This window comes from Bifidobacterium longum subsp. longum JCM 1217 (genome assembly GCF_000196555.1).
GTDB lineage: Bacteria > Actinomycetota > Actinomycetes > Actinomycetales > Bifidobacteriaceae > Bifidobacterium > Bifidobacterium longum.
The window spans coordinates 624,262-639,360 of the sequence record NC_015067.1; the positions used below are offsets into that span (position 1 = coordinate 624,262).

Here is a 15,099-nt window from a genome sequence, read left to right on the forward strand (position 1 = left end):
TGGCTTAACTCCGCTATCAGGAGTACAGTGGGCCTTATTCTCAATAACTAGGGAGTAAATGATAATGGCAAATGAATCCAAGCCCGAAGTCGCAGTGGTCATGGGATCGGCCAGCGACTGGGAGACCATGAAGCGTGCCTGCGATATTCTCGACCAGTTCGGTGTCGTCTACCACAAGCAGGTCATTTCCGCGCACCGCACGCCCGAGCTCATGGCCGAGTTCGCGCACAATGCCCGCGCCAATGGCCTGAAGGCCATTATCGCCGGTGCCGGCGGTGCCGCCCACCTGCCGGGCATGATCGCCGCGCAGACCACGCTGCCCGTAATCGGCGTGCCCGTGCGCTCCCACGCCCTGTCCGGCTGGGATTCGCTGCTGTCCATCGTGCAGATGCCTGGCGGCATCCCGGTGGCCACCACCGCCGTCGGCAACTCCGGTGCCACCAACGCCGGCCTGCTCGCCGTGCAGATGCTCTCCGCCTTCGAGCCGGAACTGGCCGACAAGCTTGAGGATTACCGTAACGAACTGAAGGAAAAGGTGGCCGAATCCAATGCCCAGCTTGTCTGAAGAAACGGGCGGCCGCGTCTCCATGCTGATGCCGGGCTCGACCATCGGCATCATCGGCGGCGGCCAGCTCGGCCGCATGATGGCTCTGTCCGCCCGCTACATGGGCTTCCGCGTCGGCGTGCTTGACCCAACGCCGAACTGCCCGACCGGTCAGGTGGCCGACTTCCAGATCACCGCCGAGTACGATGACAAAACCGCCATCCATGATCTGGCCGTGCAGTCCGACGTGCTCACCTACGAGTTCGAGAACGTGGACGCCGGCGCCATCGACGAGGTGCGCGGCATCACCGCCACCCCGCAGGGCACCGACTTGCTGCGCGTGACCCAGCACCGCGTGCGCGAGAAGCAGTTCATCAACGACCACGGCACCGCCACCGCACCGTGGCGCGCTGTCAACAACTTCGATGAGCTTGACGCCGCATTGGGTGATATTCATTATCCGGCCGTGCTGAAGACCGTGTCCGGCGGCTACGACGGCCACGGTCAGCTCGTGCTGCGTTCCGACGCCGACTTGGAGAAGATCCGCTCCCGCTCCGACCGTGGTGGTGGCTTCCCGCCGAGCATCCTGGAAGGCTTCGTCGACTTCGCATTCGAGGCTTCGATTCTGGTCTCCGGCAACGGCAAGGACTTCGTCACCTTCCCGATTGTGCGTAACGAGCACCGCAACAACATCCTGCATATGACCATCGCCCCCGCCGAGGTGTCCGAACATGTGGCTCGCGAAGCGCATGAACTGGCGATTCGCCTGGCCAAGGGCTTCGAACTGGCTGGCACGCTGGCCATCGAACTGTTCATCACCAAGGACGATCAGGTCATCGTCAACGAGCTCGCCCCGCGCCCGCACAACTCCGGCCACTACACCATCGAGGCCTGCTCGATGGACCAGTTCGACGCCCACATCCGCGGCATCGCCGGCTGGCCCCTGCCCAAGCCCAAGCTGCTCTCGCCGGCCGTGATGGTCAACGTACTTGGCCAGCATGTGGAACCGACGCGCGCGCTGATCGCCACCCACCCGGAGTGGAATGTGCACGACTACGGCAAGGCCGAAGTGCGCCACGACCGCAAGATGGGCCACATCACCGTGCTCACCGACGACCCGGCCAAGACGGTCGCTGACCTTGAGGCCACCGGCTGCTGGGACGACCTGAAAAAGAAGGCGTGACCTTACCGATGGTTGAACATATCGAACGCCAGACCAAGCAGAAGGACGCGATTCGCGCCGCCTTGGCCGACTGCGAGGAGTTCATCTCCGCTCAGGACCTGCACCGCAGGCTGGAGGACGAAGGCTCGAAAATCGGCTTGGCCACCGTATACCGCCAGCTCAACGCCTTGGCCGATGCCGGTGCCGCCGACACGATCCGCCTGGACGGCCAGCAGCTGTTCCGCCTATGCGGCGACGACGGACATCACCACCACTTGGTGTGCAGGCGGTGCGGCAAAACCGTGGAAATCGACCCGCCCAGCGAGGCTTGGCTGCGCAAAGTGGCCGACGGTCACGGCTTCACCGTTGAATCCCACACCTTGGAGGTCTTCGGACTGTGCTCTGATTGCCAAAAGGAGCAGAAAGCGCAGAAGGCTCAGAAAGCAGTGAGCGAATAACAAATGGGATCGGCTTCAAAGCCGATCCCATTTGTTATTCCGCTGCTATTCCACTGACTTCAGCGCGCCGAGCATGCTGTTTCTTTGAGGTCGTGTTCTGCACGATGCCTTTCACGCCGTCCAGCTTCATGAGCTTGGCGCTGCGCGACTCCACATTGGAGGTCTCGTGGTTCTTGAGCCGCACCATATAGGCGTTCGACTGGTGCTGCTCGCCGAACACGTGCTTATAGCCACCCGAAGTCATGAACATGAAATGCCCGAAGTAGGGAAGCCGGCTTGTCACGCAGCTTGCGTTTGGCCGCTACCCAGGCCGGTACCACGGTGCTCGCCCAGGCCAGCAGGAACGCCGCCAGGGTGATGGCAGGGTGGAACGCCAGCATGACACGCCGATGTAAATGCAAATGATAATAATTCTCAATACATGTTATTCTGTCGTGTTGGTGGCTGGGCGATGATGCAGCAACAGCAGCATCGCCCAGCCGTTCGGCTAATTAGAGAGGAAAACCCAATCATGTCCATCATGTCCAACGCCAAGCGCGCGCTCGCCATCGCGGCCGCCGCGGCGACCCTGCTCTCGATGGCCGCCTGCGGTTCCAGCAACGCCGCCAGCGGCAAGTCCGATTCCAGCGGCGCCGCGTCTTCCGGCAAGATCGAGGTCGTCGCCTCCATCAACCAGTGGGGTTCCGTGGCCGAAGACCTCGGCGGCAGCAACGTCGAAGTCACCAACATCATGACCAAGACCAACGTCGAGGCGCACGATTACGAGCCCACCAGCCAGGATGTCGCCAAGTTCGGCACCGCCAAGGTAGCCGTAGTCAACGGCGCCGATTACGACCCGTGGGCCACCAAGGCCGCCCAGCCGACCAAGGCCACGCTGGTCACCGCCGCCGAAACCGCCGGCATCAAGGAAGGCGACAACCCGCACGTCTGGTTCTCCGCCAAGGTGCGTTCCAACACCGCCGACGCCATCACCGCCGCCTACCAGAAGGCCGACCCGAGCCACAAGGACGACTACGCCAAGCTCAACAAAGAATGGCACGCCAAGGAAGACCAGCTTGAGTCCAAGATCAAGGAGACTTCCGCCAAGACCGAGGGCCTGCCGTACGCCGCCACCGAATCCGTGGCCTGGTACCTGGCCGACGACCTCAAGATGACCGACGCCACTCCGAAGGGCTACGCCCAGGCCTCCGCCAACGAGAGCGAGCCGACCCCGGCCGACATCAAGGACTTCCAGGACACCCTGAAGGCCGGCTTCATCAAGATGTTCGTCTTCAACAGCCAGGAAGCAAACTCCACTACTGACCAGATCACCGGTGCCGCCAAGGACGCCAACGTGCCGATCGTGGAGCTCGCCGAGCAGATGCCGAAGCAGTACACCAACCTGCTCGACTGGATGAGCGCACTGGTCGACCAGTTCGCCGCCGCCGTGAAGTAATGCGGCAGTAGCCGTCAATCCGCAACAGCGATAAGGGGAATAATCAAGTCAGATAGCGAGGCGTTGTCTAGGGGAGAACAGAACACTTCGCTATCAGGGATAGGCTCCTTATATATCAGGGTGCTTCGGGGATGTCCCGAGGCACCCTTTGCGTTAGGGTGAATAGTTAGGAAACGGTAAGAAAAATAGTGGAACTATGGATTTTCCAAGGTTCAGCGGCAACAATATGCCCTTGAAAAGTCACATACGGAAACAGGCGAATGAGCGAGAACACTAGTAATACCACCACAGTGAAACCCCATTTCAAGCTTTGGGCCAAAAAGGTCGAAGCCAATGAAGTCACGCCCCAACACCCCCACAAGCCCTTCCCCGGCTGGGTGTATGGCGTGCTCTTCGTTATCTTCGACATCATTGTCGTGACGGCGCTCGAAGTGGGCGTTTCGTCCAGCTCCACCCGTGTGCAGCTGTCCAGTCCGACCGTCGGATTCGGCTTCGTGAGCAAGATGTGGACCGACGGCAATTTCGTATTCGTGCTCAACGTGATACTTGTCGCGTTGCTGTACCTCATGTTGCTGATGCTGTTCAACCGGTTCTGGACGGCAAGCATCGTGATTCTCGCGGTCGGAATCATCGTGGCCGCCATCGAACATTTCAAGGTCGAGATCCGTTACGAGGCCATTCTGCCCGCCGATCTAGGCTTCCTTGGCTCGAACACCGGCAACATGCTCACCTTCATTCCGGCCGGTGCGCATGTGACCATCCTCGTGGCACTCGGCGCGTTCGCCGTACTGCTCGCGCTGATTCTGGTGCTGCGTCATTTCGATGGGCGCAAAGGTCGCATGATTCGTACGGATAACCTGAGCCTGAACCTCACCTCCCGTCTGATTCTTCTGCTGCTGCCGATTCTGGTGTTCGCGTTGTACTGCATTCATGTGAGCACCACCGATTCGCTGGCCAACAAGTTCTCCCGCGCCTTGGGAGACACGCCATCCATGTGGGATTCCGTGTATGACGCGCAGCGCAATGGTCCGCTCGTGGCCTTCACCCGCCAGCTCAACCCGAAGATCATGGACAAGCCGAGCAACTACTCCGAGGAGACCATGAAGAAGGTCGCCGCTCGCTATCAGAAGGAAGCGGAGACAATCAACGCCTCCCGCACCAACAACCTCACTGATTCGACAGTGGTGTACGTGTTGTCCGAATCCTTCTCTGACCCGAGCCGCGTGCCGGGACTGAAGACCAATAAGGATTCGATGCCCAACATCCGCAAGATCAAGGCGGGCACCACCTCCGGCCTGATGCTCTCCTCCGGCTACGGCGGAGGTACGGCCAATCTCGAATACATGGGACTTTCCGGCCTGAGCATGGCCAATTTCGAGTCCTCCCTGTCCAGCCCGTACCAGCAGCTGGTCCCGAGCCAGCATTGGACTCCCACCATCAACCAGCTGTGGGGCGCGCCCGTCAACTCGCTCGGCTACCACCCGTACGAATCCAGCATGTACTCGCGTGCCACGAACTACAAGAAGTTCGGCTTCTCGCACTTCTACACGTTGACCGGTCCGGACGTGATCAAGTATCAGGACAAGATCGACGAGTCGCCGTACGTCTCTGATAAGTCTTCCTATGATTCTGCGTTGGAAGGCATCAAGTCCGGCAAGACGAACAAGTTCATTCAGATCATTACCATGCAGAATCACATGCCCTACCACGAGTGGTATGAGAATAACGACTACACCGCCGAATCCACCACGGGTACGCCGCTGGGTGATGATGAACAGCAGTCGATTGAGACCTATCAAAAGGGTGTGGAGATTACCGATCAGGCCACTCAGGAGTTCCTGAACGAACTGGATGCGCTGGATAAGCCCGTCACCGTAGTGTTCTACGGCGATCACTTGCCGGGCATCTACTCGTCCGCCAGCGAGGATGACAACAACTCCTTGGCCCTGCACCTGACCGATTACTTCATCTGGTCGAATAAGGCTTCCAGCTCCCAAGGCAATAAGGCAAGCGATGCAGCCTACTCTTCGCCGAACTTCTTCGTGGCACAGGCCGCCGATCACATGAACGCCAAGGTCAGCCCGTATCTGGCGTTCCTGACCGAAATGCATTCCAAGATTGCCGCTATGGAACCGCCTGTGGTCAACAAGGTCCAAGGCTGGGATCGTATTCCCGAAGGCCAGAACATCTATCTCGACCAAAACGGCAACCCGATGTCCACCGATGACTTCGACAAGGAAACCAAGCAGTTGCTTGCCGACTACAAGCTCATCCAATACGACATCACCGCCGGCAAAAACTACCTCAAAGACACAGATTTTATGACGCTGCCTACAGACAGCCTAGTAGGCTGTCTGTAGGCAGCGTGCGAGCCGACAGACGAGCCAGCAAGGCGCGGGGCGTAGCCCGTCCAAAATTGCAGTAGCGCTGCCGTAAAGCAGGGGGTGCTTTCATGACGAACCAGACTTTCGAACAACTGAAGAAGACTTACGAATCCGGTCGTACCCGGCCGCTGGCATGGCGCCGCGCGCAGCTGAACGCACTACGCCGTCTGGTTACGGAGAACCGTGATGCCTTTGTCTCCTCGGCTATGGCTGACTTGGGCAAGCCCGCGGCTGAAACCGTGCTCATGGAACTGAACCTGGTGGCTGGTGAAGCACAGTTCGTGCGCAATCGTCTGAGCCTTTGGACCGCCCGGCATCCCAAAGCGATGCATTGGATGTTGCAGCCGGCTGCCGGATGGACGATTGCCGAGCCCAAAGGCGTGGTGCTCATCATTTCACCGTGGAATTATCCGGTGCTGCTGGCCTTGGAACCAATGGCTGATGCGCTCGCTGCCGGTAACGCCGTCTGCTTGAAACCGTCCGAGCTTTCACCGAATACGTCCAAGCTCCTTGCTGAGTTGGTGCCGCAATACCTTGACTCCGAGGCCGTGCGCGTGGTCGAAGGCGGGCCCAAGGAAACCGGCGAACTGCTGAAATGCCCGTTCAACCACATCTTCTATACCGGTGGCGGCCACGTCGGCAAAATCGTCATGCGCGCGGCGGCCGAGCATCTGACGCCGGTCACGCTGGAACTCGGCGGCAAGTCGCCATGCTTTGTGGATCGCACTGCGGACATCAATGTGGCTGCACGCCGCATTGCGTGGGGCAAATTCACCAATGCCGGGCAGACTTGCGTGGCACCCGACTATGTGCTCGCCACGCCGGATGTGGCCGAGGCTCTGGCCGAGCGCATCGCCGTAGCCATCACCGAATTCTATGGCGAAGATCCGAAGGCCTCGCCTGATTTTGGTCGTATTATCAACGATCGTCATTTTGAACGACTGTGCAAGCTATTGCCGGTCGGCACCGTGCCGCCTGAGGAGCCGAGCTCGCCGCTGGTGCAGGTGGCATCGGCGGTAGGCGCGGCCATGGATATGGTTGGGCGGCGCTTCAATGCCGTGACTACTGGGCGCGGTGGCGCGGGGGAGATGGCCGGCAGCGCGAACAATGCGGCGAAGCCGACGGCCGGTTCGAATATGGCAGCCGCTGATGATGGTGCGACTGCCTCGGCCGCTGTTGAGCCGAGCGAGATTCACAAGGTGCCCGGCGTGTTCGACCTGGCCGGTCGAATCGTTTGCGGCGGCAAGGTCGATCGTGCCGCCCGGTATATCGCGCCTACCGTGCTGTACGGTACGTCGCCAGATGCGCCAGTAATGAAGGAGGAGATTTTCGGGCCGATTCTGCCGATTCTGGTGGTCGAGGATGCCGAGTCCGCAATCCGATTCATCAACAAGCGGTCCCGGCCGTTGGCTGCATATGTGTTCTCGCGCGATCACGAGGTTCGGCTGACTTTCGAACGTCAGACCAGCTCCGGAGCCTTGGGATATTCGCTGCCGTTGGGCCATCTGCTGTCCAGCCGGTTGCCGTTCGGTGGCGTGGGCGCGTCCGGCATCGGCACCTACCACGGCAAAGCAGGCTTCCTCACCTTCAGCCACGTCAAAACCGTGGTTACCAAGCCGCAGTTCCCCGACACTCTGCGCCTCGTGTACCCGCCCTTCAATGAAGCCAAGGCCAAACTGTTCGACATCATCGCCAAATTCAGCTAGCGTGATATCGCTCGCTGATATTGGGTGATGGCGTTGTCATAGTGACGTTCGCTGTCCCGGTAATTACGTCAATCGATTGATTCGTGTACCGGGCCAGATTTTTCTGTCCTAGTATTTGATTTCGGGTCATTTTTGCTTACCGGGACAAAACTGACGCCGGAAGTATCGTCCGCGTATTACGAAAATGGCGGAATAGTGCGGTTTCGTATGGAAGGGAATTTCAAATATTCCTATATTCGAGGGGTTCAGCTGTCCTGGTTTGCGAAAAAGAGCCGAAATCGGCTACCGGGACAGAAAAATCTGGCCCGGTAGCCACGTCAATCGATTGACATGTCTGCCAGGCCAAAAATATGCAGCAGATGCGCCGCTTCTGTTACTTCAGGGCTTTGAAGCCGATGTCGTGGCGGTAAAACAGTCCGCGCAGCTCGAGCTTGTCGATGATTGCGTAGACCTTGTCCTGGGCGGACTTGATGTCCGGAGCGGAGGTTTCGACGAGCAGCACGCGGCCAGAGTTGGCCACAAGGTTACCGTGCTCGTCAGAGGCGACGCCGGCGTAGTAGACGTGCGAATCCTCGTCGACTTCGATTTCGGGCACACGGGCACCCTTGATGACGTTCTCCGGGTAGCCGTTGGAGGCGATGACCACGCCGAGGGTGGCGTTGGACTCATCCCAGGTGAATTCGGGGGTTTCGCCGTCGAGAATGGCGGAGATGCCGGCACCGAGGTCGGAGGTGAGCTTCGGGAGCACGACTTCGGTTTCCGGGTCGCCGAAGCGGGCGTTGAATTCGATGACCTTCGGGCCGTCGGCGGTGGCGATCAGACCGGCGTACAGGATACCGGTGAATGGCGTACCTTCCTCGGCCATGCCTTCGACGGTGGGGCGCACGATTTTCTCGATGGCCTCGTCGACCACGGACTGCGGAATCTGCGGCACCGGGCTGTAGGCACCCATGCCACCGGTGTTCGGACCCTCGTCGCCATCGTGGGCGCGCTTGTGATCCTGGGAGATGGGCATCGGCCAGAAATCGGTGCCGTTGACAAAGCTCATCAGGGAGAATTCCTGGCCGTCCAGGAAGTCCTCGATAACGACCTTGGCACCGGCGGAGCCGAAGCGATGGTCGATGAAGATGTCTTCGAGTGCGCGCTGGGCGGTGTGCTCGTCCATGGCCACGGTCACGCCCTTGCCTGCCGCCAGACCGTCGGCCTTGATGACAATCGGGGCACCGTGCTCGTGTACGTAGTCCTGCGCCATCTCGAGATCGCTGAAGGTCTTGTATTGGGCGGTCGGGATGTTGTGTCGGTCCATGAGCTGCTTGGCGAAGTCCTTGGAGCCTTCAATCTGGGCGGCGGCCTTGGACGGGCCGAACGCCTTGATGCCGGCGGCGGCGAAATCGTCCACGATGCCTTCGATCAGCGGGACTTCCGGGCCTACGAACACCCAGTCATAACCATTGTTCTTCACGAATTCGATAAGTGCGGCGTGATTCGACTGGCTCAGCTGCGTGGTGTGGATGCCGTCCTTGAGCATGCCCGGGTTGCCGGGAGCCACGGTGACTTCGTCGATGCTCGGTGCCTTGAGCAGCGTGTAGGCAATGGTGTGCTCGCGCGCGCCGGAGCCGATAACCAATACTTTCTGACCCATGTTGTTCCTTTCCTGCGGAAAGCGAGTTACTTCAGTACGATTTGCGTGCCGGTGGTGTCGGCGGTGATGGAGCCGAGCACGTAGGCGGGCTCGTTGTTGTCGGCGAGCAGCTTCAGCGCCTCGTCCTTGCGAGCGGGGTCGATGGCCAGCACCATGCCGATGCCCATGTTGAAGATGTTGTACATCTCCTTATGATCGATGTTGCCGGCCTTCTCCAGCACGTCGAAGATCGGGAGCACGGGCCAGGTGCCGAGCTCGATTTCGGCGGCCAAGCCGTCCGGAATCATGCGCGGGATGTTCTCGATGAAGCCGCCGCCGGTGATGTGGGCCACGCCCTTGACCACGCCCGCCTTGAACAGGGGAGAGAGGGCCTTGACGTAGATCTTGGTGGGGGTGAGCAGCACGTCGCCGAGCTTTTCGCCGCCCAGCTCGTCGAGTTCGGTGTCCACGGTGTAGCCGGCCTGCTCGAACAGGGCCTTGCGCACCAGGGAGAAGCCATTGGAGTGTACGCCGGTGGAGGGCAGGCCGATGAGCACGTCGCCTTCAGCGATGGTGGAACCGTCCACGATGGCGGACTTTTCGGCAACGCCGACCGAGAATCCGGCGAGATCGTATTCGTCTTCGTCGTACATGCCCGGCATTTCGGCGGTTTCGCCGCCGACCAGCGCGGAACCGGCCTGTACACAGCCGTCGGCCACACCGGCCACGACCTGCTCAAGCAGTGCCGGGTCGTTCTTGCCGCAGGCGATGTAGTCAAGGAAGAACAACGGCTCGGCGCCCTGGGCGGCGATGTCGTTGACGCACATGGCCACGCAGTCGATGCCGATGGTGTCGTGCTTGTTGGCCAGCTTGGCGACCATGAGCTTGGTGCCCACGCCGTCGGTGCCGGAGATGAGAACCGGCTCCTTGTAGCCCAAGGAGGCCAGATCGAACAGGCCGCCGAAGCCGCCGATGCCGCCGACCACGCCGGGGCGGTTCGTGCGGGCCACGTGCGACTTGATGCGCTTGACGACTTCGTACCCGGCTTCGACGCTCACGCCGGCGTTCTCATATGCTTTTGGCATTTGGTTGGCCTTTCTACTTATTTTGGCTCCCCTCTGGAGGGGAGCTGTCGGCAAAGCCGACTGAGGGGAGGCAAGCGCCTCTGGTTCAAAGAATTGTTATTGAGCGGATTGGTGGTGAGCTATTCGGCGTCCGGCTGCACGGTGTTGTACTCGTTGCCGATGTACTTGCTCTTGTACAGCGCGAATTCAGGCAGACGCACACGGTCCTCGGGCGTGAGGGACTTCAGGAAGTCGGCCTCGTAGTCGTCGAGCGCAGTGGGGTAGTCGCCGTTGAAGTAGGCGACGCACAGGCCACCGTATGGGGCGTCGGCGTTCAGTCCGATGGATTCGACCAGACCGTCGAGCGAAAGGTAGGCCAAGGAATCCGCGCCGATGTATTCACGGATTTCCTCCACGCTCATCTTGGCTGCGATGAGTTCCTTGGTGGTGGAGATATCGATGCCATAGAAGCAGGGGTACTTCAGCGGCGGGGAGCTGATGCGCATATGCACTTCAGCGGCGCCGGCTTCCTTGAGCAGCTGCACGATGCGCTTGGACGTGGTGCCGCGCACGATGGAATCATCGATGACGATAACGCGCTTGCCTTTAACCACGCTGCGCACAGCAGAGAGCTTCATACGCACACCCTGCTCGCGCAGTTCTTGCGTGGGCTGAATGAAGGTGCGGGCCACATACTGGTTTTTGATTAGACCCATTTCGTTGGGCAGGCCTGCTGCTTCCGCATAGCCGGATGCGGCGGACAATGAGGAGTTCGGCACGCCGATAACCATATCGGCCTCCACCGGGGATTCGGCGGCGAGACGTGCGCCCATGCGCTTGCGGGCGGAGTGCACGTTGACGCCATAGATATCGGAATCCGGGCGGGCGAAGTAGATGTACTCCATCGAGCAGATGGCCAGCTGCGTGTTGTTGGTGTACTGCACGATCTTGTAGCCGTGATCGTTGACCACCACGATTTCACCCGGGCGAATGTTGCGCACCAGCTCGGCGCCGACGACATCCAGTGCGCAGGTTTCGGAGGCGAGCACGTAGGCGCCGTTCTTCATCTTGCCGAGGGAGAGCGGGCGGAAGCCGTTCGGGTCGAGTGCGCCGATCATGGCGTCTTCGGTCATCAGCAGGTAGGCGAAACCGCCATGCACCGTGTTGAGCGCTTCCTTGAGCTTGTCCATAAAGGTGCGCTGCATCGAACGGCGAATCAAGTGCATCAGCACTTCGGTGTCGGAGTTCGAATGGAAGATGGCGCCTTCGTCTTCAAGCTTGCGGCGCAGTGACGGGCAGTTCGTCAGGTTGCCGTTATGGCACAGAGCCACGTCGCCGTCATGGAAGCGGAAGATGAACGGCTGGATGTTGTCTGTGGTGCCCGAGCCGGCCGTTGCGTAACGCACGTGGCCGATGGCGCAATTGCCCTTCAGTCGTTCGATTTCGCGCTCATCGCCGAACACCTGGGTGAGCAGGCCGAGTCCGCGATGACCGATGAGATGACCGTTATCGTTGGAGACGATGCCGGCACCTTCCTGACCGCGATGCTGCAGCGCGTGCAGGCCAAAATAGGTGAGTCGTGAGGCGTCGGGGTGGCCCCATACGCCGAAGATGCCACATTCCTCGTGAATGTCTTCGAGTTCAGCCGACAAGCCAAAGCTCCTTTTTCAAACAGGGGATTAACTATCTATCAACCCTACCAATCGGCGGCTACATCGCGTGTTGTGGGGTGGTGGAACTTGTTGGGGTTTGCGGACGCGGTTTAAGCACCAGATCAGTCAAGTATGAATAGTGGCTTAGGATTTTGGCCTTTCGCTGTTTGTGGTGGGTGGTTGTGGTGTGGGGTGATGCCGACGGGTAGGTTGGAAGCATGGATACCTCTTACCTGTTCACCGCCGCATTACCTGGTGCTCCACTTTGTGCTCAAGCGTGATACCGAATTGTCGGTGTGACGTGATCGGTTGACTTTCGTCAACGCAATTTGAAAGGCTCCGACGGTATTATCCGTCGGAGCCTTTCGTCGTATGAATCCGGTGCTTGTTTTTCGGCTTCGTCTCAGTGCCTGAAATGGCTGAAGAACTCGATGGTCTCGGGATCCTGCGACTCGTCCATCACCTCAGCGGGTGTGCCGTTCTCGGCGATGACGCCGTGACGGAGCAGTACGATGCGGTCGGCCGCTTCGTGGGCGAAGCTCATTTCGTGCGTGGCCATGAGGATTGTGGTGCCTTGGGCCTTTAACTCGGCAACCATGTTGAGCACTTCGCCGACCAGCATCGGATCAAGAGCGGATGTGATCTCGTCAAGCAGCAGCAGTTCCGGGTCGGTCATCAGTGCGCGCGCAATCGCCACGCGCTGCTGCTGGCCGCCAGAGAGCTGATCGGGGTAGGCACTGGCTTTATCGCGCATGCCGATGCGTTCAAGCAGTTCCATAGCGCGGGTTTCGGCGCGATCCTTGCTCCAGTGGTGAACCTTGATTGCGGCAAGGGTCACGTTCCTGAGCACCGACATGTGGGGGAAGAGGTTGAACTGCTGGAACACCACGCCGATACGTGCGCGAATCTTGTCCTGGTCGGCACGCGGGTCGGTGATATCGGTATTGCCCAGCCAAATCTGGCCGTCATCGACCTGTTCAAGCAGGTTGACGCATTTCATCAATGTGGATTTGCCTGAACCGGAAGGCCCCAGCAAAGCCACCACCTCATGTTGGTGAATGTCAAAGGAAATGCCACGCAGCACCTGCGTGTTTCCAAAGGATTTGCGCACGTCATCAAGACGCAGCACCGTCTTGTTGCTCACGGGGGAGTCACTCGCCTCGGTGGTGATATTGGTCATTTCGCTCATACCGTTCCTCCGCTGAGTTCGCGCTTACGCAGACGTTCCGTGTACCAGTCGTTCAGCAGGATGAACGGCACGCTCATCAGGATGAACAGCAGGCTGGCGACCACATACGGCGTGAAGTTGTAGGTGCTGGCCACGTCGATCTGTGCGGCGCGCACGGCATCCACCGCACCCAGCACGGAAATCAGGCCGACGTCCTTTTGCATGGAGATGAAGTCATTCATCAGTGCGGGCGCCACTTTGCGCAATGCCTGAGGAATGACGATCAGTCGGGTCGTCTGGCCGGAGGTCAGGCCCAACGAGCGGGCCGAGGCTCGCTGAGAAGGATGTACGTCGTTAAAACCGGCACGCAGCACCTCGGAGACGTAGGCGCTGTATCCCATTACCACTGCAATGGTGCCGAGTACCGAGGGATCGATACGGCCGAACAAGCCTAGGCCGGGAATGCCGAAACCGATTAGATACAGCACGACGATAATAGGCACGCCGCGCATCACAGTCGTGTAGATCAATGCCAGGATACGCAGCGGGAACAGAATAGGGGAGCGGCTGGTGCGTACCAGCGCGATCAGCGTGCTCAGAATCGCCACGCCGACCACTGCGACGAGCAGAACGCGGATGTTGAGCCATAGGCCGTCAAGCACATGGGGAAACGATTTGACGAAGTATTCGCCGGAGAAGAAGGTCTCCTTGACTCGTGGCCAGCCGGGGGAGAGCTTCAAGCCGATGACGATGACCACCACGAACACAATGGTGCTGATCAGACTGGTAATCGTCGATTGAATTTGCTGATGAACACGATATTGGCGTCGTTCGAGCTCGACCTGACTTACCTCGTGTCCGTCAGGGGCATTGTGCTGCCTGGTTTCGGTTGGTGCTGCGGTCATGTGATGAATGTCGCTCGCTTCCTGAATGCCGGGATGGCCGGGTGCCACAGGAAAATTCCCGCAGCGCCCGGCCAAGGTGTTGTGACCTTATGATGTAAGCCTACTTCACTTACTTCTTCAGTTCGGTCAGGTCGGTGGTGTACTCGGCCAGCCACTTGTCCTGAAGCTTCTTGATGGTGCCGTCGGCGTTCAGGTCATCCACTGCCTTGGTCACGGCTGCAGTCAGCTTGGAATCCTTCGGCAGCACGATGCCCATGCCGCTCTTGTCTTCGGAGTCAGGCAGACGGCCGAGCACCTTGGCGTCCTTGACCTGCTCGGACTGCACCATGTACACGCATTCCACGGTGCTGGTGACCAGTGCGTCGATCTGACCGGCGTCAAGTGCCTGAGCCAGTGCGGCATCATCATTGAACGTCTGGATGTCGTCCTTGATGTTCGCCTTGGCGTAGTCGTAGGCAAGGGTGCCGACCATGACGCCCACGGTCGCATCCTTCAGATCGGATACCTTGGTGGCGTTGGCGAACTTGCTGTCTTTCTTGACCACGACGGACTGGCTGTCGTTGTAGTAGCTGGACGAGAAGTCAACGGCCTTCTTGCGCTCGTCGGTGATGCCGAACTGCTGGATGTTGAAATCCCAGTCCTTGGCGCCGGGAGCGATGGCGGTGTCGAATGCGGTGCGGGTCCACACCACGTCGCTCTTCTTGAAACCGAGCTTGTCGGCCACTGCGTAGGCGACGGCCGCCTCGTAGCCCTCACCGCTTTCCGGCTTGTCGTTCATAACCCACGGCTCGTAGGCCGGCTGTCCGGTGGCGATGGTCAGCTTGCCCGGCTTGTACGTCTGCTGGGTGATGTCGTCCGAATCGGCGGAATTGGATGCGGTGGACTGGCCGGAACCGCAGGCTGCGGTGAACGACAGAGCCAGGATGCTGGCGGTGGCCGCAATGGTACGGACGATGTGTCGCTTATTGAACATGGGTTTCCTCTCCTCAAGTGTTCGTCA

At 59.7% G+C, this 15,099-nt stretch carries 13 protein-coding genes; 6 read left to right on the forward strand and 7 right to left on the reverse strand.

Features of this window, described 5'->3' with window-relative positions; translation table 11 throughout:
• Positions 1 to 64: 64 nt before the first annotated feature.
• Genes purE through BLLJ_RS02475 form a run of 3 tightly spaced genes read left to right on the forward strand, consistent with a single transcriptional unit; the run spans position 65 to position 2,164 of the window.
• A complete protein-coding gene (purE, locus tag BLLJ_RS02465) occupies positions 65 to 565 on the forward strand; it encodes a 5-(carboxyamino)imidazole ribonucleotide mutase (RefSeq protein ID WP_007057689.1) in 501 nt (166 codons plus the stop codon).
• Positions 549 to 1,727 carry a 5-(carboxyamino)imidazole ribonucleotide synthase gene (gene purK, locus BLLJ_RS02470; protein ID WP_007051237.1) on the forward strand — a complete coding sequence of 393 codons (1,179 nt, stop codon included), beginning with the start codon at positions 549 to 551 and terminating at the stop codon, positions 1,725 to 1,727. The genes purE and purK overlap by 17 nt, the downstream gene beginning before the upstream one ends.
• A gap of 8 nt (positions 1,728 to 1,735) precedes the next feature.
• Entirely contained in the window at positions 1,736 to 2,164 is a 429-nt protein-coding gene (locus BLLJ_RS02475; RefSeq protein WP_007051236.1) for a Fur family transcriptional regulator, read from the forward strand.
• A gap of 34 nt (positions 2,165 to 2,198) precedes the next feature.
• Here the strand turns inward: BLLJ_RS02475 and BLLJ_RS02480 are convergent, their stop codons facing one another.
• The gene (locus BLLJ_RS02480; RefSeq protein ID WP_007053664.1) at positions 2,199 to 2,414 is read right to left on the reverse strand and encodes a hypothetical protein; all 216 of its coding nucleotides are present in this window, start codon (positions 2,412 to 2,414) and stop codon (positions 2,199 to 2,201) included.
• 261 nt (positions 2,415 to 2,675) lie between these two features.
• On the opposite strand from BLLJ_RS02480, the gene BLLJ_RS02485 reads away from it, so the two are divergent.
• The 3 genes from BLLJ_RS02485 (at position 2,676) to BLLJ_RS02495 (ending at position 7,689) form a co-directional block, all read left to right on the forward strand.
• Positions 2,676 to 3,599, forward strand: coding sequence for a metal ABC transporter solute-binding protein (locus BLLJ_RS02485; protein ID WP_008783577.1), 924 nt, complete (start codon positions 2,676 to 2,678; stop codon positions 3,597 to 3,599).
• 260 nt (positions 3,600 to 3,859) lie between these two features.
• The gene (locus BLLJ_RS02490; protein ID WP_013582443.1) at positions 3,860 to 5,959 is read left to right on the forward strand and encodes an LTA synthase family protein; all 2,100 of its coding nucleotides are present in this window, start codon (positions 3,860 to 3,862) and stop codon (positions 5,957 to 5,959) included.
• A 92-nt stretch (positions 5,960 to 6,051) separates the two neighbouring features.
• Positions 6,052 to 7,689: an aldehyde dehydrogenase family protein gene (locus BLLJ_RS02495; protein ID WP_007051231.1), complete on the forward strand. Its 1,638-nt coding sequence runs from the start codon at positions 6,052 to 6,054 to the stop codon at positions 7,687 to 7,689.
• Positions 7,690 to 8,062: 373 nt separating this feature from the next.
• Here BLLJ_RS02495 and purD read toward each other — a convergent pair whose 3' ends face one another.
• The 6 genes from purD to BLLJ_RS02525 form a co-directional block, all read right to left on the reverse strand.
• The gene (purD, locus tag BLLJ_RS02500) at positions 8,063 to 9,331 is read right to left on the reverse strand and encodes a phosphoribosylamine--glycine ligase (protein ID WP_007051230.1); all 1,269 of its coding nucleotides are present in this window, start codon (positions 9,329 to 9,331) and stop codon (positions 8,063 to 8,065) included.
• Between the two features lie 26 nt (positions 9,332 to 9,357).
• The gene (gene purM, locus BLLJ_RS02505; protein WP_010081095.1) at positions 9,358 to 10,395 is read right to left on the reverse strand and encodes a phosphoribosylformylglycinamidine cyclo-ligase; all 1,038 of its coding nucleotides are present in this window, start codon (positions 10,393 to 10,395) and stop codon (positions 9,358 to 9,360) included.
• 119 nt (positions 10,396 to 10,514) lie between these two features.
• Positions 10,515 to 12,026: an amidophosphoribosyltransferase gene (purF, locus tag BLLJ_RS02510; RefSeq protein WP_007051228.1), complete on the reverse strand. Its 1,512-nt coding sequence runs from the start codon at positions 12,024 to 12,026 to the stop codon at positions 10,515 to 10,517.
• Positions 12,027 to 12,429: 403 nt separating this feature from the next.
• Positions 12,430 to 13,215: an amino acid ABC transporter ATP-binding protein gene (locus BLLJ_RS02515; protein WP_007051227.1), complete on the reverse strand. Its 786-nt coding sequence runs from the start codon at positions 13,213 to 13,215 to the stop codon at positions 12,430 to 12,432.
• Positions 13,212 to 14,099 carry an amino acid ABC transporter permease gene (locus BLLJ_RS02520; RefSeq protein WP_007053659.1) on the reverse strand — a complete coding sequence of 296 codons (888 nt, stop codon included), beginning with the start codon at positions 14,097 to 14,099 and terminating at the stop codon, positions 13,212 to 13,214. The genes BLLJ_RS02515 and BLLJ_RS02520 overlap by 4 nt, the downstream gene beginning before the upstream one ends.
• A gap of 109 nt (positions 14,100 to 14,208) precedes the next feature.
• Positions 14,209 to 15,072: an ABC transporter substrate-binding protein gene (locus BLLJ_RS02525; protein ID WP_013582444.1), complete on the reverse strand. Its 864-nt coding sequence runs from the start codon at positions 15,070 to 15,072 to the stop codon at positions 14,209 to 14,211.
• Positions 15,073 to 15,099 lie beyond the last annotated feature (27 nt).

Excerpts from the sequence above, each read along its gene's own strand:
- purE (WP_007057689.1), top strand. The coding sequence starts at position 65 with ATGGCAAATGAATCCAAGCCCGAAGTCGCAGTGGTCATGGGATCGGCC.
- purK (WP_007051237.1), top strand. The coding sequence starts at position 549 with ATGCCCAGCTTGTCTGAAGAAACGGGCGGCCGCGTCTCCATGCTGATG.
- BLLJ_RS02475 (WP_007051236.1), top strand. The coding sequence starts at position 1,736 with ATGGTTGAACATATCGAACGCCAGACCAAGCAGAAGGACGCGATTCGC.
- BLLJ_RS02480 (WP_007053664.1), bottom strand. The coding sequence starts at position 2,414 with ATGTTCATGACTTCGGGTGGCTATAAGCACGTGTTCGGCGAGCAGCAC.
- BLLJ_RS02485 (WP_008783577.1), top strand. The coding sequence starts at position 2,676 with ATGTCCATCATGTCCAACGCCAAGCGCGCGCTCGCCATCGCGGCCGCC.
- BLLJ_RS02490 (WP_013582443.1), top strand. The coding sequence starts at position 3,860 with ATGAGCGAGAACACTAGTAATACCACCACAGTGAAACCCCATTTCAAG.
- BLLJ_RS02495 (WP_007051231.1), top strand. The coding sequence starts at position 6,052 with ATGACGAACCAGACTTTCGAACAACTGAAGAAGACTTACGAATCCGGT.
- purD (WP_007051230.1), bottom strand. The coding sequence starts at position 9,331 with ATGGGTCAGAAAGTATTGGTTATCGGCTCCGGCGCGCGCGAGCACACC.
- purM (WP_010081095.1), bottom strand. The coding sequence starts at position 10,395 with ATGCCAAAAGCATATGAGAACGCCGGCGTGAGCGTCGAAGCCGGGTAC.
- BLLJ_RS02515 (WP_007051227.1), bottom strand. The coding sequence starts at position 13,215 with ATGAGCGAAATGACCAATATCACCACCGAGGCGAGTGACTCCCCCGTG.
- BLLJ_RS02520 (WP_007053659.1), bottom strand. The coding sequence starts at position 14,099 with ATGACCGCAGCACCAACCGAAACCAGGCAGCACAATGCCCCTGACGGA.
- BLLJ_RS02525 (WP_013582444.1), bottom strand. The coding sequence starts at position 15,072 with ATGTTCAATAAGCGACACATCGTCCGTACCATTGCGGCCACCGCCAGC.